This is a genomic window from Litorilinea aerophila, from assembly GCF_006569185.2.
In the GTDB taxonomy this organism is placed as follows: domain Bacteria; phylum Chloroflexota; class Anaerolineae; order Caldilineales; family Caldilineaceae; genus Litorilinea; species Litorilinea aerophila.
Window position 1 is genome coordinate 149,978 of record NZ_VIGC02000007.1, and the last position, 23,550, is coordinate 173,527.

General features: G+C 64.2%; 20 protein-coding genes. 14 read left to right on the forward strand and 6 right to left on the reverse strand.

The annotated features are described in order from the left end of the window. Positions 1–49: 49 nt before the first annotated feature. Both FKZ61_RS07000 and FKZ61_RS07005 read right to left on the reverse strand, forming a co-directional pair. Positions 50–1,429, reverse strand: coding sequence for a VWA domain-containing protein (locus FKZ61_RS07000; protein ID WP_229964172.1), 1,380 nt, complete (start codon positions 1,427–1,429; stop codon positions 50–52). 35 nt (positions 1,430–1,464) lie between these two features. Continuing rightward, on the reverse strand, positions 1,465–2,433 hold the full coding sequence (locus tag FKZ61_RS07005) for an AAA family ATPase (RefSeq protein WP_141609364.1): 969 nt from the start codon (positions 2,431–2,433) through the stop codon (positions 1,465–1,467). 264 nt (positions 2,434–2,697) lie between these two features. Here FKZ61_RS07005 and FKZ61_RS07010 point away from each other — a divergent pair, with 264 nt between their 5' ends. Further along, the gene (locus FKZ61_RS07010; RefSeq protein WP_141609365.1) at positions 2,698–3,876 is read left to right on the forward strand and encodes a YgeY family selenium metabolism-linked hydrolase; all 1,179 of its coding nucleotides are present in this window, start codon (positions 2,698–2,700) and stop codon (positions 3,874–3,876) included. A 135-nt stretch (positions 3,877–4,011) separates the two neighbouring features. Here FKZ61_RS07010 and FKZ61_RS07015 read toward each other — a convergent pair whose 3' ends face one another. Genes FKZ61_RS07015 through FKZ61_RS07030 form a run of 4 tightly spaced genes read right to left on the reverse strand, consistent with a single transcriptional unit; the run spans position 4,012 to position 11,296 of the window. Beyond that, on the reverse strand, positions 4,012–6,906 hold the full coding sequence (locus FKZ61_RS07015) for a PBP1A family penicillin-binding protein (protein WP_141609366.1): 2,895 nt from the start codon (positions 6,904–6,906) through the stop codon (positions 4,012–4,014). Positions 6,907–6,944: 38 nt separating this feature from the next. Then, positions 6,945–8,468 (reverse strand): hypothetical protein, encoded by a 1,524-nt coding sequence (locus tag FKZ61_RS07020; RefSeq protein ID WP_141609367.1) that lies wholly within the window; start codon positions 8,466–8,468, stop codon positions 6,945–6,947. 5 nt (positions 8,469–8,473) lie between these two features. Continuing rightward, the gene (locus FKZ61_RS07025; RefSeq protein ID WP_141609368.1) at positions 8,474–10,444 is read right to left on the reverse strand and encodes a S9 family peptidase; all 1,971 of its coding nucleotides are present in this window, start codon (positions 10,442–10,444) and stop codon (positions 8,474–8,476) included. Positions 10,445–10,447: 3 nt separating this feature from the next. Continuing rightward, on the reverse strand, positions 10,448–11,296 hold the full coding sequence (locus FKZ61_RS07030) for an ABC transporter permease (protein WP_170199389.1): 849 nt from the start codon (positions 11,294–11,296) through the stop codon (positions 10,448–10,450). Between the two features lie 203 nt (positions 11,297–11,499). Between FKZ61_RS07030 and FKZ61_RS07035 the strand changes: the two genes are divergently transcribed. From FKZ61_RS07035 to FKZ61_RS07095, 13 genes are all read left to right on the forward strand, one after another. After that, positions 11,500–11,841 (forward strand): hypothetical protein, encoded by a 342-nt coding sequence (locus tag FKZ61_RS07035; protein WP_141609370.1) that lies wholly within the window; start codon positions 11,500–11,502, stop codon positions 11,839–11,841. Between the two features lie 156 nt (positions 11,842–11,997). Continuing rightward, positions 11,998–12,303 carry a hypothetical protein gene (locus FKZ61_RS07040; RefSeq protein ID WP_141609371.1) on the forward strand — a complete coding sequence of 102 codons (306 nt, stop codon included), beginning with the start codon at positions 11,998–12,000 and terminating at the stop codon, positions 12,301–12,303. A 157-nt stretch (positions 12,304–12,460) separates the two neighbouring features. Beyond that, the gene (atpB, locus tag FKZ61_RS07045) at positions 12,461–13,480 is read left to right on the forward strand and encodes a F0F1 ATP synthase subunit A (protein ID WP_141609372.1); all 1,020 of its coding nucleotides are present in this window, start codon (positions 12,461–12,463) and stop codon (positions 13,478–13,480) included. A 134-nt stretch (positions 13,481–13,614) separates the two neighbouring features. After that, positions 13,615–13,842, forward strand: a complete 228-nt coding sequence (atpE, locus tag FKZ61_RS07050; protein WP_141609373.1) for an ATP synthase F0 subunit C — start codon at positions 13,615–13,617, stop codon at positions 13,840–13,842. A gap of 110 nt (positions 13,843–13,952) precedes the next feature. Beyond that, positions 13,953–14,456: a F0F1 ATP synthase subunit B gene (atpF, locus tag FKZ61_RS07055; RefSeq protein ID WP_141609374.1), complete on the forward strand. Its 504-nt coding sequence runs from the start codon at positions 13,953–13,955 to the stop codon at positions 14,454–14,456. Further along, on the forward strand, positions 14,453–14,986 hold the full coding sequence (gene atpH / locus FKZ61_RS07060; RefSeq protein ID WP_141609375.1) for an ATP synthase F1 subunit delta: 534 nt from the start codon (positions 14,453–14,455) through the stop codon (positions 14,984–14,986). Before atpF ends, atpH begins: the two co-directional genes overlap by 4 nt. A gap of 168 nt (positions 14,987–15,154) precedes the next feature. After that, a complete protein-coding gene (gene atpA / locus FKZ61_RS07065) occupies positions 15,155–16,672 on the forward strand; it encodes a F0F1 ATP synthase subunit alpha (RefSeq protein ID WP_141609376.1) in 1,518 nt (505 codons plus the stop codon). 118 nt (positions 16,673–16,790) lie between these two features. Then, complete coding sequence (atpG, locus tag FKZ61_RS07070; RefSeq protein ID WP_141609377.1) at positions 16,791–17,663, forward strand: ATP synthase F1 subunit gamma; 873 nt, start codon at positions 16,791–16,793, stop codon at positions 17,661–17,663. A gap of 96 nt (positions 17,664–17,759) precedes the next feature. Beyond that, positions 17,760–19,166, forward strand: coding sequence for a F0F1 ATP synthase subunit beta (atpD, locus tag FKZ61_RS07075; RefSeq protein WP_141609378.1), 1,407 nt, complete (start codon positions 17,760–17,762; stop codon positions 19,164–19,166). A gap of 5 nt (positions 19,167–19,171) precedes the next feature. Then, entirely contained in the window at positions 19,172–19,615 is a 444-nt protein-coding gene (locus FKZ61_RS07080; RefSeq protein WP_141609379.1) for a F0F1 ATP synthase subunit epsilon, read from the forward strand. A 469-nt stretch (positions 19,616–20,084) separates the two neighbouring features. Then, the gene (gene mreB, locus FKZ61_RS07085) at positions 20,085–21,110 is read left to right on the forward strand and encodes a rod shape-determining protein (RefSeq protein ID WP_141609380.1); all 1,026 of its coding nucleotides are present in this window, start codon (positions 20,085–20,087) and stop codon (positions 21,108–21,110) included. A 295-nt stretch (positions 21,111–21,405) separates the two neighbouring features. Beyond that, positions 21,406–21,786: a RidA family protein gene (locus FKZ61_RS07090; protein ID WP_141609381.1), complete on the forward strand. Its 381-nt coding sequence runs from the start codon at positions 21,406–21,408 to the stop codon at positions 21,784–21,786. A 217-nt stretch (positions 21,787–22,003) separates the two neighbouring features. Continuing rightward, complete coding sequence (locus tag FKZ61_RS07095) at positions 22,004–23,263, forward strand: 30S ribosomal protein S1 (protein ID WP_170199391.1); 1,260 nt, start codon at positions 22,004–22,006, stop codon at positions 23,261–23,263. The last annotated feature ends 287 nt before the right edge of the window (positions 23,264–23,550 follow it).

Genomic DNA, 23,550 nt, shown 5'->3' on the forward strand with positions numbered 1-23,550 from the left:
CTTCAAGCCCGGGGGACAATCCGGGGAGCAAGGCCAGGTCTACCGTCCCTCAGGACGCGGTGAGCAGGTGGTCGATGGCCTGGGTCAATTCACCCAGGGTGGCGGCGACGATGACGTCGTCACAGTAGCGGGCATATTCCAGCATGTCGCTGTCACCGGTGCCCCAGAGCATGGGCGGCTCCGGGTTGAGCCAGATGGTGCGCCGGCAGCGCCGGGCCATCATGCTGAAGAGATCCAGCCGGGGGTCGTGGTAGTTGTTGCGGGCATCCCCCACCATGATAAAGGTGGTGCGGCTGTCCAGGGTGTCCAGGTAGTTGCGGGCGAAGTTGTCCAGGCTGTAGCCCAGGTCCGTGTTGTAGGAGCCGGGCGGCATGCGCACCAGCACCTGGCTGATGGCATCTTTGGCTTCCTGTCCCACAAAGTCCGGCGTGATGTATTCCAGGTGGTCGATGAAGGCGAAGGCGTGGGTCTTGGTGACCAGATCCTGGAGCGCGTAGACCAGGCTGAGCATCAGTTCGGAGCAGTGGCGCATGGAGGTGCTGATGTCGCAGATGACCACCAGCTTGGGCTTCAGCCGGTGGTCCCGATGTTTGATCTCCATGGGGACGCCCCCGTGCTTCAGGTTGGCCCGCAGGGTGGCCTTGGCGTCCAACTGGCCGCTCTTGGCCCGCTTCTGGCGCAGGGCGATGCGGCTGCGCAGACGGTTGGCCAGGCGGCTCACCTCTTTGCGCAGCCGGTCCATGTCCCGGTCCGAAAGGGCGCCGAAGGGGCGGTCCAGCAGTTCGTCGATGCCCTGGTCCGGTCGTTCTTCGCTCATGTTTTCGGCGATGCGCTGGCCGGCGAACTGGGAGAGCTGCTCCTGGATGGCCTGTTGATTGGCCTGGATGAGCTGGCGCATCTGCTCCAGGCGCTCTTTGCTCATGCCCATCTGCGCCAGGAGCTGCATCAGTTCCCGCAGGGCTTCCCGCACTTCGTCGAAGCGCAGGGCCCGCATCATACGCCGGGCCATCCACTCCCGGTAGCGCATGTCGTTCATGCGGTTGAGGCCTACCATCTGGCCCAGTTGTTCCAGCTCCTGCTGGCTGAGCTGTTCACCCCGGAGGAGCTTTTCCATCATGCGGCGGAGCTGCTCGCTGAACATGCGCAGCGCCTGGGCCAGCATCTGGGCCTCCTCCGGCGACATGTCTTCCGTGATGTCCATCATGGGTGGCTGGTCGCCGCTGTCGAAGAAGAGGGGGAACAGCTCGTCGAAGATGGGCAGGCTGTTGGCGTCCTTGACCAGGGTGGTGCGCAGGCTGAGGCGGAAGAGCTCCCGCTCCTGGACGCCCATGTGGTCGACCGCCTGGAAGGCATCCGCGCTCTCGGCCAGGCTGATGCGCACGCCGCCCGCCCGCAGCGCGGCGATAAATTTGAGCATCCGATCTTCCATGGTCAAACTCCTCTGGTCATCCCGTCGCCACGGGGCTAATCCCGCCAGCGGAACTGGCTCAGGTCATCGTCCTCAATGTCCACGCCCCGGGAGCTGACCTGCATGCGGCGACGAACTTTCTGCAGGTCGCTCTCGTGCTTCAGCAGGACGTTCAAGGTGGTCTCCAGGGTCTCTTCGTCCAGTTGTTTGGCGTTGAGGGCCACCAGGGAACGGGCCCAGTCCAGGGTTTCGCTGATGCTGGGCGATTTGCGCAGATCCAGATCCCGCAGCCGTTGCACCAGCTCCACCGCCTGGCGGGCCAGCTTGGGGCTCAGCTCGGGCACCTTCAGGCGCACCACGGCCAGCTCCTGTTCCAGGGAAGGGTAGCCGATGAAGAGGTAGAGGCAGCGCCGCTTCAGGGCTTCGCTCAGCTCCCGGGTGTTGTTGCTGGTCAGCACCACCAGGGGGCGATGGACCGCTGCAAGAGTGCCCAGCTCCGGCACGCTGACCTGGAAGTCGCTCAGCACTTCCAACAGGAAGGCCTCGAACTCGGCGTCGGCCCGGTCGATCTCGTCGATCAGGAGGACAGTGGGCTTTTCACTGAGGATTGCCTTGAGCAGGGGGCGTTGCAGCAGAAAGCGCATGGAGAAGAAGACGTCCTCTTCAGCCGCCAGCCGGTCGGCGGCTTCGGCCAGGGAATGGGTGTTGGCCAGGGTCTCCTGGAGCTTGTCCCGCAGCAGCTGGGTGTAGAGCAGCTGCTTGGCATATTCCCATTCGTACAGGGCCTTGGTTTCGTCCAGCCCTTCGTAACACTGGAGGCGGATGAGTTCCCGGCCGGTGGCGCCGGCAATGGCCTTGGCCAGCTCCGTCTTGCCCACGCCGGCCGGCCCTTCGGTCAGCAGGGGTTTGCCCAGCTGCTGGCAGAGGTAGACGGTGGTGGCGATTTCGTCGCTGGCGATGTACTGTTGTTCTCCGAGCGCTTCTTTGACAGCGCGGGGGGAAGTGTAGACTCGATTGTTGGTCACAGGAGGATCTCCTCAATGAACAAGATGTTCAAGACGGCCCAATCTGGTGAAAGTGTACATCAACGCCAACTGTTTGTAAACCAAACTTTCGAGGGGGGCAGTTGCGCCACCGGGATGACTTGGCTACAATCGGCCCAATCGACGGACATGGTAGGTCACGTTTCCACATGTGATTGCCGGTCCGATATAGAAACCGGAGCTACGAAATCTGCGTGCCCCCTCGCAAGACAATTCGGTATACCCACGGAAATCCCGGAGGAACCCATGACAGAGATGAATCAGGAGCGGCTGGTGCAGTTTGCCCGGGAGCTGGTACAGCTCCCCAGCCTGAGCGGGCAGGAACAGGCGGTGGCCCGGCGGGTCCAGGCAGAGATGGAGGCCCTGGGCTTCGACCAGGTCACCGTGGACGAGAACGGCAGCGTGATCGGGGTCATCGAGGGGAGGGAGCCGGGCAACACTCTGCTCCTGGATGCCCACACCGACACCGTGGACGTGACGTCAGGGGTCCCCTGGCAGCGGGATCCCTTCTCCGGCGCGGTGGTGGACGGTGCTCTGCACGGCCGGGGCAGCGCGGACATGAAGGGCGCGCTGGCGGCCATGGTCCACGCCGCCGCCGGCCTGGATCGCAGCCATCTCCGGGGCCGGGTGGTGGTGAGCGCCTCCACCCTGGAGGAGGTGCTGGAAGGGATCGCCCTGCAGGCCGTCATGGCCCGCTATCCCCCGGACTTCGTGGTCATCGGCGAGGCCACCGGGCTGAACCTGAGCCGGGGCGGTCGGGGGCGGGCCGAAGTCCGTCTGGAGACGGTGGGCCGGCCGGCCCACTCCTCGTCCCCCCAGCTGGGCCGCAACGCGGTGCTGGACATGCTCCAGGCGGTGGCCGCCGTGGAGGCGCTGACGCTGCCCACCCACCCCCTCATGGGGCCGGCCATCCTGGCCCTGACTGATATCATCTCCGAGCCCTACCCGGGCCACTCGGTCATTCCCAGCATCTGCCGGGTGACCTACGACCGGCGGCTCTTGCCCGGCGAAACGGAAGAGGACGTGCTAGGTCCCATCCTGGCGCTGGCGGAGGGCGACCTGGCGGCCCGACAGATTCAGCTACGGGCCACCATTGCCACCGGCGAGTACACCGCCTACACCGGCAACGTCTTGCGCATGGCCAAGTTCTTTCCGGCCTGGCTCCTGCCGGAGGACCACGCCTTCGTCCAGCGTTCCCTGGCTGGCCTGCACGCGGCCGGCCTTCAGCCCGAATTGACCACCTACCGCTTCTGCACCAACGCGGCCTACAGCGCCGGCGTCGCCCATGTGCCCACGGTGGGCTTTGGCCCCGCAACCGAGGCCGATGCCCACGTGGTAGACGAGCGGCTGCGGCTGGAGGACCTCCTGGCTGCGGCCCGGGGCTACCGGGGCATCATGGAGGCCGTGCTGAACGGGACGGATTGACGCCGTCTCAAGTCGTTCCGTCTGGTCAATCCCGTCCGAAATTCGCCGATAGGTTCCACCAGAAGGAGCGCGCCCAGAGGGTACCCGGAATTTCTGCCGTGGTCTTTACGCCAGACTGTAGTCGTGCCCCACTGTCTACGGTGGCCCGCCGGTCAAGACCTCAGTGCCGGTCAGGGTCACGGTGGTGGTGAGGATGCTGCCGGCGTCGGCTTCCGGGCTGGGCAGGGGCGTCCACGTGGGCGTTGGCCCATCCCCAGGTGATTCTGTGGGGGCTTCGGTGGGCACCTCTGTAGGCGCAGGAGTGGCCGTGGGCGCCTCGACGGTGGGCGTGTCCGTGGGCGGGGCCTCCGTCACCGGCGGCACGGCCGTGGGCGTCTCCGTGGGTACCTCTGTGGGGATCGCCGTGGGGAGCGGCGGTGTGGGCGTGTCCTGGGGCACCGGCGTCCAGGTGGCTGTGGGGGGTGGCGTGGGCGTGGGCTGCTCCACAAAGACCCGCACCCGGGTTTCGTACATGGCGCCAGCCCGGTCGTAGACCACCAGGCGCAGGGTGTGGGGGCCGTTGCCCAGGCTCCGGGTGTCCCACTGGCCCAGCACGCCGTCCAGGACGGGCTGGCGGGCGGCTTCCGGCGCCGGCCCGATGGGCGGACTGAAGGCGCCGGGGTCATGGCTCACGCCGTAGGAGAGCTCGTAGTGGTCAAACTCCGGCACATTGGCCGTGCCCACCACGGTCACCACGCCGCCCACCACTTCACCCTCCACCGGCTGGCGGATGAAGAGCTCCGGCGCAAAGGCGAAGGTCTCTTCAGGGCTGGCCGGCGGTTGGGGGATGCCGTGGGCTTCGGCCCACTCCCGGTACGGTTCCGGATAGATTTTGAACACCTTCTCTTCGATGGCCTCGGGCGGCGTGAACTCGGTGGCCAGCCGGCCGCTGGTCCGATCCAGGCGCACGATCTGGTAGAGGTCCTTCTCCGGCGGCAGGGGCGGCCGGTCCTCAGCGAACCAGTACTGGCGGGTTTCCGGGCAGGCGGGGCTGGGCAGGGTCCCCGTGTCGGCGCAGACTTCGAAGCGGCGGACGCCGGGTGGCGGCGTGAATTCCTGCACCGGTTCATTGACCAGGGCGGCGGTCATGAACTGGTTCCAGATGGGGCCCGCACCGCTCACGCCGGAGATGTCCCGCATGGGCGAGTTGTCGCTGTTGCCCACCCACACGCCGGTCACCAGCTGGGGCGTGTAGCCCACGGTCAGGTTGTCCCGGAAGTCGTTGGTGGTGCCCGTCTTGACCGCGGCCGGGCGGTTCAGGCGCAGAACCGAGTTGGGGCCGAAGGTGGGGCTGCGGGCCTCGTTGTCGCTCAGGATGTCGGTGATGAGGAAGGCGTCCACCGGATCCACCACCTGGCCTGCGTCGGCCGGCTGGCAGGGGCGGTCGCTGTTCATCTCGCAGAGCACCCGGCCCTCGCTGTCGGTGATGCGCAGGATGGCCACAGGCGGCACCCGGTATCCGCTGTTGGCCAGCACGGCGTAGGCGCCGGTCAGCTCCAGCAGGGGCACTTCTCCGCCACCCAGGGCCAGGCTCAGGCCGTAGTCCGGGCGGGTCAAGGTGGTGATGCCCAGGCGCCGGGCCAGCTCCAGGAAGTTGGGCAGGCCCACCGTCTGCAGGGCGCGCACGGCCGGGATGTTGTAGCTGTTGGCCAGGGCAGTGCGCACCGTGACCAGCCCGTGCTCCCGGTTGTCGTAGTTGGTGGGCACGTAGGGTGGGTTGGCGCCGTCGGGAAATGCCTCTTCGATGTCCGCCACCAGGGTACCCGGCGTCCACCGCTCCGCCAGGGGTTTATCCGGCTGGGCGAATGCGGCCAGGTAGACGAAGGGCTTGATGGCGCTGCCGGGCTGCCGGGGGGCCAGGGCCATATTCACCTGGCCGTCGATCTCCACATTGTCAAAGTCGGCGCTGCCCACGAAGGCCAGGATCTCGCCCGTGTTGGGGCGCAGGGCCACCAGCGCGCCGTTGGAGACGTTGCGATCGGCCAGCCGATTCACCTGCTCCTGCACGATCTGCTGGGCCATCTCCTGCAGGGAGAGATCCAGGGTGGTGGTCACGTTGAGCCCGGTCTGGTAGAGGGCTTCCGGCCCCAGGAGCGATTCCAGCTGTTGGCGCACGTAGAGGGTGAAGTGGGGCGCCTTCATCTCATAGCTCAGGGGCGCGTAGGAGAGGGGCTCCAGCCAGGCGGCGTCCGCCTGCTCTGGGGTGATGTAGCCGTTCTCCACCATCAAGCTCAGGACCACGCCCTGCCGGGCCTTGGCCCGGTCCGGGTGGGTGTAGGGATCGTAGTAGGCGGGAAGCTGGGGCAGGCCGGCCAGCAGCGCGGCTTCGGCCAGGGTGAGCTCCGAGACGTCTTTATTGAAATAGGTCTCGGCAGCTGCGTCCGCCCCGTAGGCCAGGTTCCCGTAGTAGAGCTCGTTGAGGTAGAGCTCCAGGATCTGGTCCTTGTGGTAGCGGCGGCTGATCTCGGCGGAGAGGATGGCCTCTTTGACCTTGCGGGTGATGCTCCGCTCGGGGGAGAGGAAGACCAGCTTCACCAGTTGCTGGGGAATGGTGGAAGCGCCCGAGACCACATCCCCCTCCTGGACTGCGTAGTAGAGGGCCCGTAACAGGGCCACCGGGTCGATGCCCCGGTGCCGGTAGAAATTGGCATCTTCGGTGGCAATGGTGGCCTGGATCAGGTAGGGGGAGATGCGGTCCAGGGGGACCACCTGTCGCCGTCCGGCGTTGGGGTCGAAGGTCTCGTTCAGCAGCTCGCCGTTGCGGTCGAAGATGCGGGTGCTCTGGAAGCTGCTGGCCCGGCTGGTCAGCTCGTCCGGCGCGGGGAGGTCCGCGGCGATCACGGCATAGCCGATGAGGCCGCCGCCCAGCCCGAAGGCGGCCAGCGCCACAAAGGCCAGGATGCCGCTGATCAGCCCGCGCACGAAGCCGCCGCCGGCGCGGGGCCGGCTGCGCCGAGGGGCTCTGGGTTGCAGTTCAAAACGATGGGCCATTTTCAACCATCTTCAATCTTCAGTCTTCAGTCTTCGACTCACTTCGGCCACGCCCAGGGCAGCGTGTTCTGGTAGATCCATGCAGCCGTGTGCAGGGCCTGTAAAAATAATAGAGGCGCCATCCCCATCCAACGATACCAGGGATCGGGCAGCCGCCGTTGGGCCAGGTGGGCCAGGAGCAGGGCCGTCGGCAGGGCGGCCAGGCTGAAGAGATCCCAGTCCCGTTGGCCGCCGTAGTCCGGGTTCCAGACCCAGGTGAAGAGCTGGTAACTGACGGTTGCGACCAGGAGAAAGGGCAAGATGCCGTCGGTGGACCCTACCTTGGGCCGGCGATGTGGGGCAGCCAGGGCCAGCCACGCCAGGGCCGGCATCACCACCGGCGCCACCAGCAACTGTTCGTTGAGCCAGTCCCGCAGGTGGAGCCAGCTGAACAGGGTATAGTGCTCCCAGCGGGTCTCCGTCTGCCAGAGGGGGACGAACCAGCGGGCGTCGCTGCCCCCCGGCCGGTCGGTGGTCAGGAGCGCTGCCAGACCGTGCCCGCCCCACTCCATCAACAGCACGGTGCCCGTCGCCACCAAAGCCATGGGGATGGCGACGGCCAGGAAAGTGGTCCACCACCCTCTGCCGGCCAGGCGGCCCCGAGTTGTGAAAGTTCCACCAGAAGAAACGTGGGACAGCCCCTTTTGGTTTCCCGATGATGGGTTTCCCGATGGCGGGCCGTCCATGCAGCGCCAGCCGCAGTAGAGCAGGCTGGGGGCCAACACCACCGTGCTGGGGTGGGTGGCGTTGGTGAGGGCCAGGGCCAGGGAGGCCAGCCAGAGGGGACTGCGTCCCTCCAGCGTCCGGAGCCCCAGCCACAGGTAGGCCAGGACCCCGGCGGCGGCGAAGCTGTAGTTTTCCACATAGCCGAAGAAGAGCTGGAGCAGACCCAGGCTGGCCAGCAGGCCGAAGGTCAGCCAACCGGGCGCCAGCCGCCGATCCCGGCTGAGGGCTAGGGCGACGGCCAGGTAGAGGAGGCCGGCCAGCGGGCTGAGGAGCCGGTACACGGGCACCGCATCGCCGCTGGCCTCGCCGCTGCCGGCGAAGAACCAGTGCCAGACTCGACTGTGGAGGTAGACGTCCAGGGGGGCCTGCCACGAGTGGGTCAGGCGCAGGGCCGGATCGGGCCAGGCGATGCTCTTGCTCAGGATGTACGCGTCGCCCCAGCGGGTGTGGGCAATGGGGAAGAGAACACTGGCCGTCACCAGAGCCAGGCTGATGCCCGCCAGCCACGGAAGCGGGCAGGGAGGCGGGATCCGCCTGGCGCCACGCCATTCCATCCACCAGAGCCAACCTGCGAAGATCAGCCAGGCCGTGGCCCCGACGGCCACGGCCAGCCCGGGTGCATAGGTGACCGGCCACAGTCCCCACCAGGCCGCCTCGGCATCCTGGGGCGAAGGCAGGGGCGTGGGCGTGGGTGGCAGGGTGCGCACGTAGAGGTGGAGCGCCAGTAGCAGCAGCGCCAGGGCATGGAGCCCGAGCACCAGCCTGCGACAAGAGCCCCCGGGCGATTGGTGATCCATGGGCTTCAGGCCGAGGTCAACATCTCGCTGAACCAATCCAGGTTGCGCTGGATGGCGTCGGCCAGTAGCCGGGGCTCACTGATGGCGTGGCCCTGGCGCGGGTAAATGTACAGGGTCACCGGGACGCCCCGCCGGGCCAGCCCGTTGTAAAACTGGAGGCCCTGCTCCAGGGGGACCCGCTCGTCCGCGTCGCCGTGTTGGATGATGGCCGGGGTGCGTACCTGGTGGACGTGGAAAATGGGCGAGTGGGCCAGGTAGAGCTCCCGCTCCTCCCAGAATTCCGCGTCAAAGTAACCTGGCACAAGGCTGGGAATGTCGGACGTACCGTTGAAGCTCACCAGGTTGGTCACCGCCGCGCCGATGGAGGCAGCCTTGAAGCGGTCCGTCTGGGTGATGGTCCAGCTGGTCATGAAGCCGCCGTAGCTCCAGCCGCAGATGCCCAGCCGCGCCGGATCGCCGATCCCCATCTCGATCACCCGATCCACGCCCTGCTGGAGATCCCGGTAGTCGCCGCCGCCCCAGTCCCGCCGGTTGGCAAAGCGAAATTCCTGGCCATAGCCGCCGCTGCCCCGGGGGTTGCAGCGCAGGACGGCGATGCCCCGTTCGCAGAGGGCCGCTGGCGTGTAGTAGTAGGGCTGGGCGGCAAACTGGCGCTGGAAGACGCTGGCCGGCCCGCCGTGGACGTGGAGCAGGAGAGGCAGGCGGCCATCCCGCTCCCGGTCGTAGTTGGCCGGCAGGTAGAGGATGCCCTCGATCCGGTAGCCGTCCGGCGTGGTCCAGTGGAGCAGCTCCACCTGGGGCAGCGGGCCGTTGTCCGGGAAGGCGGGCGCGGTAGGTTGGGCGACCCGCTGCCACCGGCCCTCATGGGCGCCGGCCAATTCAGCCACGTAGACGCTGTTGGGCTCGTGGAAGTCGTCCATCACCAGCGCGGCCAGGCCCGCCTGGTTGATGTGCCAGGCGGCCACGTGTTTGGATGGGTCCAGGCAGACCTGAGCCGGGCTGCCGTCCACGGGCAGGGCCATGACCTGGGTGTCGATGCCATGTTGGTTGATGGCGTAGACCGCGCGTCCATCGGGCGCCCAGCCCATGACCAGGGGCATGGCATCGGGCACCGGCGCCAGGGGCCGGGAATCGCTGCCGTCCGCGGCAAAGAGGTGCACGTGGCTGGCGTAGGGCCAGCTCCCTTGGGGATCGTCGCCCACCGCGCACGCAATCCAGCGGCCGTCGGGGGAGAAGAAGGGCTCGGCCTGCTGGCTGGCGATGGGGGCCAGGTCCGTGGGCGGGGCGGACCCGTCCGCCGGGACCGTGGCCAGTCGGGTGGCGGGCCAGGTGTCGTAGAGGGGCGCCGGCCGGTGGGTGAAGGCCAGGGTGTGGCCGTCCGGGTGCCAGCAGAAGTCCAGCACCGTGAAACGGCCCTGGGTTAATTGGCGGGCCGCCGGAAGGCCGACACCGGTGCCGGCGGCCAATTCCCGGAAGTCGATGACGAAGAGATGCGCGAAATCGTACTCTTCTCGCCAGCGTCGCACGTCTTCCTTGCGCTGGCGGCGGGCCTCCTGATCGGCGTCCCAGGGGACGGTGAGGAAGGCCAGGCGGGTGCCGTCGGGGCTCCACTTGAAGCGGGTGACCGGGTTGCGTATCTGGTTGGCGGCGCCGGTGAGAGGCCATGCCTCGCCGCCATCGGCAGCCATGACCCAGAGGCCGGCCTGGCCTGTGTCGGGCACCTTGCGGAGGAAGGCCAGATGGCGGCCATCGGGGTTCCAACGAGGCTGGCCTGCCCCTTCGCCCACGGTGAGGGGACGCACCTGTCCATCGTCCAGGCTGGCCAGGAAGATCTGGGGCCGGAATTCGCTGGCCGAGTCGGTCAGGTGGGCTGTGCGCCCGGTGAAGAGCACCCGGCGGCCATCGGGCGAGAGGTCCACATGTTCGATCAGGGGGTAGTGGATCAGGGCCTGGGGCGTCCAGACGAAATCGGCCATGGCCTACTTCCTTTCCAGGATGGCAGTAAAACTGCGCACGCCGAACCAGTTGCAGAGGGCGGCAAAGGCCAGGAGAACGGCCACATCCAGGTAGGGGGAGAGGGTGCCATTGGCGAACAGGGTATGGCGCAGGCCGTCCACCGCGTAGGTGGTTGGGTTCAGGTAGGCGAAGATGCGCATCCACGCCGGCATAGTGGCCAGGGGGTAGAGCGCGTTGCTGAGAAAGAGGAGGGGCAGGTTCAGCACAAAGAGCAGCATGTGGTAGCCGCCCACCGAGCGGCTGCGCGCGGCCACGCCATTGCTGAAGCCCACGAAGGCCATGATGTAAAGTAACAAGAAGAGGAGCGCACCGACCAGGTGGGTGGGGCTGCTGACCAGGTGGGCGCCGAACGCCATGGCCATGGCCAGGATGATGAGGGACTGGAGGAGGGTCTTGACCAGGCCGCTGCCGGTGGCCGCCAGCAAGATGCTGAGGCGGGGGATGGGGGCCACGAAATATTCCTTGAGCACGCCCTTGATCTTCTCCTCCAGCAGGGTCATGCCGCTGTTGACCGCGCCGCTGAGGGCGGTCAGGGCAATGATGCCCGGGGTGATGAAGGCCAGGTAGCTGCTGCTGCCCAGGATGTGGGTGTTGACCACCCGCTCCATGCCCAGCCCGAAGGTGGCCACCCAGAGGAGGGGCCAGCCCAGGGTGCCGCCGATTTCCATGGAGTTGCTGCGAAATTTGAGCATATGCTTGCTGAAGATGACCCAGGCGCCGCGCCATAGTTCTTGCCACGCCATGGTCATCTCCCGGGCCGGCCCGGTTGTCCGAAGGGACGGTGCCGGTTGGGCACCAACTGGAGTTTGCATGACTTGCCTCCCTGACATACGGATTGAGAACAGGTTAAGTGTATCCAATTGGATCGAAAAGGTAAAACCTTCCGGGTGGCCGGGGCCCCAAAAAATGGGGCGCACCCGGTTGCAATCGCAGGCAAGGTAGTGTAAAGTAGGCGTCAGGACCATCGATTTTGGGGACCGCCCTGTGCTTTCCACCGGTAACAAGCGAGGTAACCATGACACAGAAGACCACCACCCTGGGTCCGCTGCAATATGGCATTATTCTCCTGACCGTTGCCACGGCCGTCATCCATTTTTCCCTCTTGTTCCCCGACCTGCTTTTCATCCTGAATGGCCTTGGCTATCTGGCTCTGTTGTTGGCGCTGTATCTGCCCCTGCCGGCCCTGGAACCCTACCGCCATCTGATCCGGTGGACATTGCTGGCCTATACCGCGGTGACGGTGGTCCTCTGGATCTTCATCGGCTCCCGGGTGCCCATTGCCTACATCGACAAAGCCATCGAGGTCGCGCTGATCATCTTGCTATGGCTGGAAGGGCAACGGGCTGGCGAGCGGTAAAAGTCGCCGGGATGGAGGAGTGGTTCCAACTGCATGTGAAAATTTGCGCGATTAATAGCCCCACGCTATAATCGCCGTACTGTAGCGCAGGACTGTTCCTGAACACTGTTTCTGAGCGCTGAATCAATATCCATTCAGTCCCATTAAGGGCATTTCATGGCCGAGCAGCAGGCAGGGAGAGCGGACGTTCAAACCCACCTTCCAGCGGAAACGAGGGGAGCAGTCTCCACGACCGAGCCCTCCATGGACATTGGGCGATTGGTCCGGATCTTTTTTTGGAGTTTGGTGCTGCCCTTTGCCATTTCCCTGGCCCTCGACCTGGCCCTTGGGATATTGCCGCTGATTACCCTCGCTGCCATCGTCATTGTGATTCCCATTGCCAGTGTGACGGTGGGCCGCGCTGTTTTATCGGAGTTTAACAAAATCGTTCAGGTGGTGGCTCCAGACGCGCACGAATTTTGACTCTTGATCTTCGATAACGAAGATACGAATTTGATGCAAATTTAAGCCAGAATAAATAGCGAATCTTCCAGAAACACCAGAAACAAACGAACCGAAACCTAACAACGCCTGCAGCAGCCAACCCTGTGCTGCCTGCCGACCGGAGGGGAAAACCAGCATGGAGTCTGTGCAGAACTTTCTGAAGAATCTCTACGCCAAGACGGAAGCCTACGTCAAGGAGAATCCCCGTCAGTCTGCCATTATCGCGGGATCGGTCCTGTTGCTGATCATCAGTTTTCTGATCCCGGTCGATCCGCCCCACGTCTCCCTGAGTGGTGAGCCCATCTTCTCCACGGGCCCCAAGTGGTTGACCAATTCCATGTTGACGACCCTGATCGTCGACGTCATCATTATCATCATGGCGGTGGCTGCCACGGCCCGCATGAAGTTGATCCCCAGCGGCTGGCAGAACGTCATGGAAGCCATCCTGGAGTATTTGTATAATCTCTGTGAGAGTGTGGCGGGGAAGGATGCCCGCAAGTATTTCCCCTGGGTGGTGACCATCTTCCTGTTGGTGATCATCAGCAACTGGTCGGGGTTGATCCCGGGGGTCGGCAGCATTGGTTTCTATCATGGCGCTGGGGAGGCCGAGGGGCATGCCCTGGCTGCCAGCCGGCAGCTGGCCATGGCCGATGGGAACCTGGTGTTGGTGGAGGCTGCGGCTGCCCTGCCGGCCCCGGCGGGTGCCGAGGAGGAGGGCCACGCCAAGTTTGTTCCCCTGTTCCGGGCGCCCAGCGCCGATCTGAACATGACCTTTGGGCTGGCCATCGTCACCATGGTGATGGTGCAGGTGTTCGGCGTGCAGGCCCTGGGTTCCAGCTACTTCCACAAGTTCTTCAACACCAGCGGCGAAGGGTTCATGCGCTACATCAACGGGTTTGTGGGCATTCTTGAGCTCATCAGTGAGTTCTCCCGGGTGATAGCGTTTGGCTTTCGTCTTTTTGGCAATATCTTCGCCGGTGAAATCGTCCTGGCGACCATGGCCTTCCTGATCGCCTTCCTGCTCCCCATCCCCTTCTACATGCTGGAAATCTTCGTGGGCTTCGTGCAGGCGTTGGTCTTTATGATGCTGGCGCTGGTCTTCTTCAGCATGGCGACCATCAGCCACAGCCACGACCACGAACATCACGAGCACTGATCTGGCCCAGGCAGCGCCATGCCCGGTCTGCCCGCCAGGAAAGTTCGATTGTGCCTGTTAACCCGTTAGCTTAACAGTTTTTTGAATCACGAACCTTTGTAAACCATTCGAGACACATTTTAAGGAGATGCAAAATGGATGTAGAGGCTCTGAAGCAACTTGGTGCAGCGCTGGCCATCGGCTTTGGTACCATCGGACCGGGCATCGGCATCGGCCTCATCGGTGCAAAGGCCATGGAAGCCATGGGACGCAATCCGGAAGCCTCCGGCACGGTGCAGACGAACATGATTCTGGCCATCGCGTTCGCCGAATCCATGGGTATTTTTGCCCTGGTGGTCGCCCTGTTGCTCAAGTTCGTCTAAACAGATCGGAAGGATTCACACGGCCGTGCCTGACGGCAGCCCTTGCGGCCCCCCCCTGGGGCACGGCCATACGGACTACGTAGGTTACGTCAGTCATAAGGAGGCTAACCTTGGATCAACTTGGAATCAGTCCCGGCCTTCTGGTCTCGCAGATTGTGAACTTTATCCTGTTGATGGTTATCTTGCGCGTGACCCTCTACCAGCCGGTCCTCCGCATGCTCGACCAGCGCAAGGAGCGCATCGCCCAGAGCATGAAGGACGCCGAGCGGGTCTCCGCCGCGGCCCAAGAGGCCGAGCAGGAAAAAGCCCGGGTGCTGGAGGAAGCCCGCCGGGAAGCCCAGGAAATTCGGGCCCAGGCCACTCGGGACGCGGAGCGCATCGCCCAGGACATTCGGGCCCGGGCCGAACAGGAAGCCACAGAAATCCGCATGAAGGCCCAGCAGGAAGCCCGCCAGCAGGTGGAGGCCGCCCTGGCCGATGCCAACAAGCAGATTGCTGACCTCGCCATCCTGGCCACGGAGCAGCTCCTGGGCCGGGAGTTGGCCAACAAGGACGAGCAGGCACGTTTTGTGGCTGAGTTCCTGGCTCAGCAAAGTGGGAGCGGAGCTTCATGAGCGACAAGCGTGAGCGGGCCCACCGTTATGCCCAGGCCATGTACCTGGCCCTGCTGGAACGTTGGCAAAGCGCCCTGGATGAAGTGAGCGCTTTGCTGCGCAAAGACAAGAAGCTCGCCGCGCTGCTGATGGACAGCAGCAAGGACCTGGACGAACGCATCAACGCGCTGACGGCGGCCCTCCCTGCCGAAACCCCAACGGAGGTGGTCAACCTGCTGAAGTTGCTGGTGCAGGAGGGAGATCTGGGCCTGTTGGAGGCCATCAGCGAGGCCCTGGCCCAGGTGGCCAGCGGCCAGCGGACCCCCACCGTGGCCGAGATCACCAGCGCCGTCGAGCTGTCGGACCAGGACAAGGAAGCGCTGCAGAACAAGCTGAAACAACAGTATGGCGATGATCTGATCTTCGAGTTCCACGTAGATCCATCCTTGATGGGTGGTCTGCGGGTCCGGGTGGGCGACCGCCTGATCGATACCTCCATCGCCAGCCGGCTGGCTGCCCTGCGCGAATCCTTGACCGCTGTCGTCCGTTAACCGACCGTCCGCACCTCGACGTGCGCCCATGGATGTGGCACCTCGACCTGTGGTAGCAGCCGAGAGTGGGCAGCGGCGCCGGCTGAGCCCATGGGGCGCGCAAGGCGTATTTGTTGCCGATGTTGCCAGGGGGACGACGGATAGCTGCTGTATCAGGAGGATAAAACAATGGCTGTGCAAACGAATGATATCACAGCATTGCTGAAGCAACAGATACTTAACTTCAAGCCGGCGCCCAGCCAGGTGGACGTGGGCGAGGTCATCGAAGTCGGTGACGGCATCGCCCTGGTTTCGGGCCTGCGTGGAGCCATGGCCAGTGAGCTCCTGGAGTTCACCAAGAACGGCACCCTGGGCATCGCCCTCAACCTGGATGAGGACAGCGTGGGCGTCATCATCATGGGCGACTACCAGGACATCGAAGAAGGGGACCTGGTGCGGAGCACCGGGCGCATCGCCTCGGTGCCCGTGGGCGACGCCCTGATCGGCCGGGTGGTCAACGCGGTGGGCCAGCCCATCGACGGCAAAGGCCCCATCGAAACGGACAAGTACCGCAACGTGGAGCGCATTGCCCCCGGTGTCATCAAGCGCCAGCCGGTGAACGAGCCGGTCCAGACGGGCATCACCGCCATCGATGCCCTCATCCCCATCGGCCGGGGCCAGCGGGAGCTGATCATCGGCGACCGCCAGACTGGTAAGACGGCCATTGCCATCGACACCATCATCAACCAAAAGGGCAAAGACCTCATCTGCATCTACGTCGCCATCGGCCAGAAGCAGTCCAGCGTGGCCCAGGTGGTGGCAACCCTGGAGAAATACGGCGCCATGGAGCACACGGTGGTGGTCAACGCCTCCGCCGCCGACCCGGCCGCGCTCCAATACCTGGCCCCCTACGCCGGCTGCGCCATCGGCGAAGAGTTCATGGAACAGGGGCGGGACGCGCTCATCGTCTACGATGACCTTTCCAAGCACGCCCAGGCCTACCGCCAGGTGTCCCTGCTGCTGCGCCGTCCGCCCGGCCGCGAGGCCTATCCCGGCGACGTCTTCTACCTGCACAGCCGCCTCCTGGAGCGGGCCGCCCGTCTGGCCGATGAGTACGGCGGTGGCAGCCTGACCGCACTGCCGGTCATCGAAACCCAGGCCGGTGACGTCTCGGCCTACATTCCCACCAACGTGATTTCCATCACCGACGGCCAGATCTTCCTGGAGAGCGACCTCTTCTACGCCGGTATTCGCCCGGCGCTGAACGTGGGTATTTCCGTGAGCCGGGTGGGTGGTGCTGCCCAGACGCGAGCCATGAAGAAGGTGGCGGGCCGCCTCAAGTCCGAGCTCAGCCAGTTCCGGGAATTGGCCGCCTTCGCCCAGTTCGGCAGTGACCTGGACCCGGTCACCCAGCGGCAGTTGGATCGGGGGCGTCGCATGCAGGAGATGCTCAAGCAGCCCCAGTACAAGCCGGTGCCCCTGGACAAGCAGGTCATCAGCATCTGGGCGGTGGCCAATGGCTTCCTGGACAAGGTCCCTGTGGATCTGGTCAAGACCTGGGAGGCCGACATGCACGCCTACATCGACGCCAATCACCCGGAGATCGGCCAGACCATCATGCGCACCAAGGATCTGCCCGACGAGACGGTGGAGGCGTTGCGGCTGGCCCTGCAGGACTTCAACAACACGTGGAGTGCCCCTGAATAATCTGTCGGCGTGGCGGTCTGCATGCCAGGCCGCCACCCGCTCCAATCTGCGGCGTCGACGGGGCGTCTCAACGTCTCTTTCGGAAGTCGCCGTTCCGATGTGGTAAGGAGATAGCACCTTGGCCAGTACACGTGAAATCCGCCGCCGCATACGGTCGGTCAAGAATATTGCGCAGGTCACCAAAGCGATGGAGGCAGTTTCTGCTGCCAAGATGCGCAAAGCACAATCGCAGGTGCTTGCCACGCGGCCCTATGCCCAACAGGCGCGGGAAGTTCTCTCCTACATCGCGCGCCTGCCCAACATCGAAAACGAACTGAACCCGCTGATCCAGTCGCGGCCGGTCAAGCGGACCGGCATCCTGCTCATCACGGCCGATCGGGGGTTGGCTGGCGGGTTCAACGCCAACGTCATCCGCCGGGCGGCCGCCTTCATGCGCGAACGGCGTCGGGCCGGGGTCGAGGTGGAAGTGGTGACGGTCGGACGCAAGGGGCGAGATTGGCTCCTGCGCTACGACCCGGTGGTCCGGGCAGAGTTCACCGGCATGCCCGACAGCCCCACCTCCTACGACATTGGCCCCATTGCCCGGGTGCTGATCGACGACTTTACCCAGGGGCACTTTGACGAGGTGGTGATGGTCTACACCGACTTCGTGAACACCCTGCGCCAGGAACCTGTCGTCCAGAAGCTGTTGCCCATTGAGCCGGCTGAACCCTCGGTGACCATGGCGCCCGAATACATCTTCGAGCCGTCGCCCGAGGCCGTCCTCAGCCGAGTTCTCTATGGATTTACCGAGGTCCAGATCCTGCAGGCCCTCTACGAATCGATCGCCAGCGAGCACTCGGCCCGCATGGTCGCCATGCGCAACGCCACCGACGCGGCCAACGAGCTCATCGACACCCTGACCCTCACCTACAACAAGGCGCGTCAGGAAGGCATCACCAGCGAGTTGATGGACATCATCGGCGGTGCCGTGGCTCTGGAAAGAGCCTGAGCCTTTGAAACGGCGCAGGCGATTCGAAAATAGAACTGTTCATCTTACGAAAACGAATGGATAAACGAATATCTGTCATGTGCGAGGAGGCCCGCAGTGCCTGAACAACTGATCGGTACAGTCCAACGTGTCATCGGCCCCGTCGTTGACTTTCTCTTCCCGGACGGCGAGCTGCCGGAGATCTACGATGCCGTCATGGTCACCATGGACGATGGCACTGTTCAGACCTTCGAGGTGGCGCAGCAGTTGGGGAACAACGTGGTCCGCGCCGTCTCCATGGGCAGCACCGACGGCATGCGCCGCGGCATGCAGGCCATTTCCTACGGTGAACCCATCACCGTGCCCGTCGGCCCTGCCACCCTGGGACGCCTCTTCAACGTGGTGGGCGACCCCATCGACGAGAAGGGGCCCGTGGAAGCCGAGGTGCGCTACCCCATCCATCGCAAGCCGCCTGCCTTCGAAGAACAGTCCACCCAGGCCGAGCTCTTCGAGACCGGGATCAAAGTCATCGACCTGATCGCCCCCTTCACCCGAGGTGGGAAGACGGGCATCTTCGGTGGCGCCGGCGTGGGCAAGACGGTCATCATCCAGGAGCTCATCCACAACGTGGCCGAGTTCCACAGCGGCTACTCCGTCTTTGCCGGCGTGGGTGAGCGCAGCCGCGAGGGCAACGACCTGATGCGGGAGATGATCGAATCCGGCGTCATCGGCTCCACGGTGATGGTCTTCGGCCAGATGAACGAGCCGCCGGGCGCCCGCCTGCGGGTGGGCCTGACCGGGGTCACCATGGCCGAATACTTCCGGGATGAAGGCCGGGACGTGCTGCTCTTCATCGACAACATCTTCCGCTTCGTCCAGGCCGGCTCCGAGGTGTCCTCTCTGCTGGGTCGCCTGCCCAGCGCGGTGGGCTACGCGCCTACCCTGGGCACCGATATGGGGGATTTGCAGGAGCGCATCACCTCCACCAAGCGAGGGTCCATCACCTCCATGCAGGCGGTCTACGTGCCTGCGGACGACTACACCGACCCGGCGCCGGCGACCACCTTCGCCCACCTGGACGCCACCATCACCCTGCAGCGCTCCCTGGCCGAGCAGTTCCTCTACCCGGCGGTGGATCCCCTGGGCTCCACCAGCCGCATCCTGGATCCGCTCATCGTGGGCGAGGAGCACTATACCGTGGCCCGGGAAGTGCAGCAGACCCTGCAGCGCTACCGTGACCTCCAGGACATCATCGCCATCCTGGGTGTGGAAGAGTTGAGCGAGGACGACAAGCTGATCGTGGCCCGTGCCCGCAAGATCCAGCGCTTCCTGACCCAGCCCATGTTCGTGGCGGAACAGTTCACCGGCACCCCCGGCAAGTTCGTCAAAATCGAGGACACGGTGCGGGGCTTCCGGGAGATCCTGGACGGCAAGCACGACGACCTGCCCGAGCAGGCGTTCTACATGGTGGGAACCATCGAGGAGGCCGTCGAGAAGGCTGCCCAACTGCGGGCTGGAGGATAAGGCTCATGGGCATTCAGGTGGAGATCGTCACGCCCGAACGCAGGCTCGTCTCCGGCGAGTTCGACCTGGTGACGCTCCCCGGCGTCGATGGCCAGATGGGCATCATGCGGGGGCACGCGCCCCTGTTGTCCACCCTGGACATCGGTGAAATCATCCTCCACGCCGGCAGCGATACCCAGTACATTGCCGTCAGCGGCGGCGTGGTGGAAGTGCGCCCCGACAAGGTGACGGTCCTGGCCGATACGGCCGAACGGGCCGAGGAGATCGACGTGGAGCGGGCCCAGGCCGCCCTGGAGCGGGCCCGCCAGTCCCTGGCCGAGAATCCTCCGCCCCAGCGGCGGGTGGTCATGGAGGCGGCCCTCCGGCGCAGCAGCCTGCGCCTTAAGGTGGCCTCCCGGCGACGCATGCGACAGCGGCAGGCTCCCACCTTTGAGGAGAGCGAAGCGTAAATCCCGGCAGGTTTCCATCGGCGGTGGCATCGCCGAAGTGCTGCCGAGATATCGATGCGTGATTGGCGCCGGCGAGCATCGTCGCCAACATCCGGGCCGCTGCTTGTCGGGAGATTGACCAGGGTATCAGCTTGATGAGATCAGGCCGGGTTCCTGTAGGGGCCCGGCCTGCTGTTGTCGAGCTGAAATGTCGAGCTGAAATGTCGTGGGGCATGCCTGTTCCCCTGGCCGCGTCTGATTTGAGGCTCTGGAAACGATCCTGCTATAATTGTTGCCAAATAAGTCCTGATGCTGCCCCGGCCGGGGGCAAGGTTCCCTCCTTGCGGAGGCGAAGCGCCTTTCCCCCAGGGAAGCCCCAGGCCTGGGGATGTCTGCAAGGAGGGTAGGATGTCGGTGCAGGGGATGGTCACCGGCATCTTGATTTTTGCTGTCGTCTGAAAAGGATGGCAGGGTAAACCGACACAAAACTATGTTTCAAAAACACATTGGTATCGATCTGGGCACGGTGAATGTGCTGGTGCATGTCAAAGGCAAGGGCATTGTCATGCACGAGCCATCGGTGGTGGCCATACGTCTGCGAGACAACAAAATGGTGGCGGTGGGCCATGAGGCCTACGACATGCTGGGCCGCACCCCGGAAAGCATCGAGGTGGCTCGCCCCATGCGGGATGGCGTGATCGCCGACTTTGTGGTCACCGAGGCCATGTTGCGCTATTTCATTGAATCCATCGTCGGCCACCTCAACCCGCTTCTGAGTCCCCTCTTTAAACCCAAGGTCATGATCAGTACGCCCAAAGGCGTGACCAGTGTGGAGGAACGGGCCGTCCACGACGCGGCCATGCAGGCGGGCGCGGGCGCGGCCTATCTGATTCCGGAGCCCCTGGCCGCGGCTTATGGCGCAGGCCTGCCCATCGGTACGCCCACCGGCAACATGGTGGTGGACCTGGGTGGCGGCACCACCGAAGCGGCCGTAGTCTCCATGTATGACATTGTGGTCTGGAGCAGCGTGCGGGTGGGCGGCAACCGTTTCGACGAAGCCATCGTCAACTACATCCGCAAGAAGTACAACCTCTTGATCGGTGAGCAGACTGCCGAGGAGATCAAGATCGGCATCGGCAGCGCCCTGCCCATGGAGGACGAGCGGGTCATGGAGGTGCGGGGCCGGGATCAGGTAACGGGCCTCCCCAAGATCATTACGGTCAACAGCAGCGAGATCACCGAGGCCATGGCCGAGCCCCTCCAGGCGGTGGTGAGTACCGTGCGAGCCACCCTGGAAAAGACGCCGCCGGAGCTGGCCGCGGACATCATCGACCGGGGCATGGTGCTCACCGGCGGTGGCGCCCAGCTCCGGAACATTGCCCAGCTCCTCACCCAGGAGACAGGCGTTCCCTGCTACGTGGCCGAGAACCCCATCGCCTGTGTGGCTCTGGGCGCGGGGCGGGCGTTGGAAAATTACGAGATCATGCGCCGGAGCCTGCCCATCGTCCCCACGTAATGGAGTGCGTAGCTTGTGCGTAGTGCGTGAACCTATTGGCTTCATGCAAGTTTGGCTGGTTTGTTTCCTGGCGTACCACCACGCACTGCTCTACTACGTACCACGTAAGACCTTCGGTTGACGCTTTTGCTGTTTTCTTTGCCGCGCGTATTTTGACTTCCAATGAAAGTTCTATTACAATTTCATTGTGTTGCACGTTTGGTCCCTCGAGCCAGTCGTTCTGTCCCCATGCCCCCTTTGGACGGCTTCGTCGCGGCCACACGGCAACAAATCTCATGGAACTACGAGGTAACGAGTGAATCGTGAAGTCGTTGTAACCCAGCACGCTCCCGCCGCGGTTGGCCCCTATTCTCAAGCCATTCAGACCGGTAGTTTCATCTTCGCCTCTGGGCAACTCGGCCTGGATCCCCAGAACGGCCAGTTGCGCGAAGGGCTCGAAGCACAGACGCGCCAGGCGCTGGACAATCTGTCGGCCGTGCTCCAGGCCGCCGGCAGTAGCCTGTCCCAAGTCGTCAAGACGACCATTTTTCTGGTCGATATGGCAGCTTTCCCCACGGTGAATGCCATTTATGCCGAATATTTCCCCGGTGATCCGCCTGCCCGTAGCACTGTGCAGGTGGCGGCATTGCCATTGGGAGGGCTGATCGAGATCGAGGCGATTGCACTGAGCCAATAAAGCATTCACCATCTGATACCATCTGAACAGTTGGACTGTCGGGCAAAGAACAGCGCGCTATCCCCTCCCGTTGGGAGAGGGGAATCCTCTTGCCCATTCACCTGTCCGGTTCTCTATTGCGGTCAATTGCCCATCATCGTAGGCGGCAATTCTATATTTATTTTTGGAGGATGTTTTTTTCCTTATGAGCAACGGTCACGCAACTCTTGATGCAACGATGGCTCCTTATGCGGCAGGTTCGACTCAGGGAGCAGACAGCGCCCATGGCTTCCATACCCCCGACGGCGACGTCCACCCCATGGCGTTGTTGCTCGATGAGATCGAACAGACCCTGGCGGAACCCCAAACTGGGGAGATCCGCAAGGGGATCATTGTGGACAAGCGCCCCAATGAAATCCTGGTCGACATCGGGTTCAAGTCGGAGGGGATCGTATCCGGGCGGGAGTTGGACCGGATTCGAGACATGCTCGATTCGCTGGAGGTGGGCGCCGAGGTTCCGGTGTATGTGTTGCGGGAGGACAGGGACGGCAATCTGTTGTTGAGCATCAGCCGGGCCCAGGCCGAGAAGGACTGGGAGCGGGCTGAAGCGCTGATGCAGTCCCAGGAGATCTTCGAAAGCCCCGTAGCTGCCTACAATCGGGGTGGCGTCATCGTGAAGCTGGGGCAGGTGCGGGGGTTCGTGCCGGCCAGCCAGTTGAGCGCCGAAAGCCAGAGCCAGAGCGATCCCGAGGCAGAAGATGCCGAGGAGCGCTGGGCCAAGCTGGTGGGTGAGCGCCTGATGCTCAAGGTGATCGACATCGATCGCCGGCGCAACCGCCTCATCCTCTCGGAGCGGCAGGCCGTGCGGGAATGGCGTCGCCAGCAGAAGGATCTGCTCCTGGAGACGTTGAAGGAGGGTGACGTCTACGAGGGCGTGATCAGCAGCCTGGCCGACTTCGGGGCCTTTGTGGATCTGGGCGGGGCCGACGGCCTGATCCATCTGAGCGAGCTGAGCTGGAATCGGGTCTCCCATCCCAGCGAAGTGGTCTCGGTGGGCGACAAGGTCAAGGTCCAAATCTTGAGCGTGGACCGGGAGCGCCGGCGAATCGGCCTGAGCCTGCGCCGACTCCAGCCGGAGCCCTGGGATCTGGTGAACGAAAACTACGAAGTGGGCCAGATCGTGCGGGGGCGCATCACCAAGCTGGTCAATTTCGGCGCCTTTGCCCGCCTGGAGAAGGATGGCATCGAGGGCCTGATCCACATCAGCGAGCTGGCCGACCGGCGGGTCAATCATCCCAAGGAGGTGGTGGCCGAAGGGGAAGAGTACGACCTGCGCATCATCCGCATTGATACGGACCGGCGGCGCATGGGGCTGAGCCTCAAGCAAGCGACGCCACCCAGCACCAATGAGGTGGAACTGGACTGGACGATTGCCCCCAGCCAGGAGGCTGATGGCAACGCCAGCTCCAACGGCCAGGTCAGCCAGGCGTCGGTCTGACCCAGGTCGCCAGAAGGTTGTTGCACCGAGCCGTGGGGGCGCTCGCCGCCCCCACGGTGATTTGCTCCATCCTGCGCCCCTGTCCGTACCCATCCTTCCCCCGGCTGATTTGAGCCCCACCCCGCTTCTCGACTCCCCATTTGAAGCTGCAGCACGCCGGTTTCGGGCGCCTGCAGGGCGTCCGTTCCTGTGGGGAACCCGTGGCAGCCTGGCAGCGTCTAAAGGGTGTATAACAGAGGTACCAACCATCGGCAGCGGGCCCATCCCGCAAGGATGACCACCGGCTC

Excerpts from the sequence above, each read along its gene's own strand:
- FKZ61_RS07000 (WP_229964172.1), bottom strand. The coding sequence starts at position 1,429 with ATGGAAGATCGGATGCTCAAATTTATCGCCGCGCTGCGGGCGGGCGGC.
- FKZ61_RS07010 (WP_141609365.1), top strand. The coding sequence starts at position 2,698 with ATGACAGAGATGAATCAGGAGCGGCTGGTGCAGTTTGCCCGGGAGCTG.
- FKZ61_RS07015 (WP_141609366.1), bottom strand. The coding sequence starts at position 6,906 with ATGGCCCATCGTTTTGAACTGCAACCCAGAGCCCCTCGGCGCAGCCGG.
- FKZ61_RS07020 (WP_141609367.1), bottom strand. The coding sequence starts at position 8,468 with ATGGATCACCAATCGCCCGGGGGCTCTTGTCGCAGGCTGGTGCTCGGG.
- FKZ61_RS07025 (WP_141609368.1), bottom strand. The coding sequence starts at position 10,444 with ATGGCCGATTTCGTCTGGACGCCCCAGGCCCTGATCCACTACCCCCTG.
- FKZ61_RS07030 (WP_170199389.1), bottom strand. The coding sequence starts at position 11,296 with ATGCAAACTCCAGTTGGTGCCCAACCGGCACCGTCCCTTCGGACAACC.
- FKZ61_RS07035 (WP_141609370.1), top strand. The coding sequence starts at position 11,500 with ATGACACAGAAGACCACCACCCTGGGTCCGCTGCAATATGGCATTATT.
- FKZ61_RS07040 (WP_141609371.1), top strand. The coding sequence starts at position 11,998 with ATGGCCGAGCAGCAGGCAGGGAGAGCGGACGTTCAAACCCACCTTCCA.
- atpB (WP_141609372.1), top strand. The coding sequence starts at position 12,461 with ATGGAGTCTGTGCAGAACTTTCTGAAGAATCTCTACGCCAAGACGGAA.
- atpE (WP_141609373.1), top strand. The coding sequence starts at position 13,615 with ATGGATGTAGAGGCTCTGAAGCAACTTGGTGCAGCGCTGGCCATCGGC.
- atpH (WP_141609375.1), top strand. The coding sequence starts at position 14,453 with ATGAGCGACAAGCGTGAGCGGGCCCACCGTTATGCCCAGGCCATGTAC.
- atpA (WP_141609376.1), top strand. The coding sequence starts at position 15,155 with ATGGCTGTGCAAACGAATGATATCACAGCATTGCTGAAGCAACAGATA.
- FKZ61_RS07080 (WP_141609379.1), top strand. The coding sequence starts at position 19,172 with ATGGGCATTCAGGTGGAGATCGTCACGCCCGAACGCAGGCTCGTCTCC.
- mreB (WP_141609380.1), top strand. The coding sequence starts at position 20,085 with ATGTTTCAAAAACACATTGGTATCGATCTGGGCACGGTGAATGTGCTG.
- FKZ61_RS07095 (WP_170199391.1), top strand. The coding sequence starts at position 22,004 with ATGGCTCCTTATGCGGCAGGTTCGACTCAGGGAGCAGACAGCGCCCAT.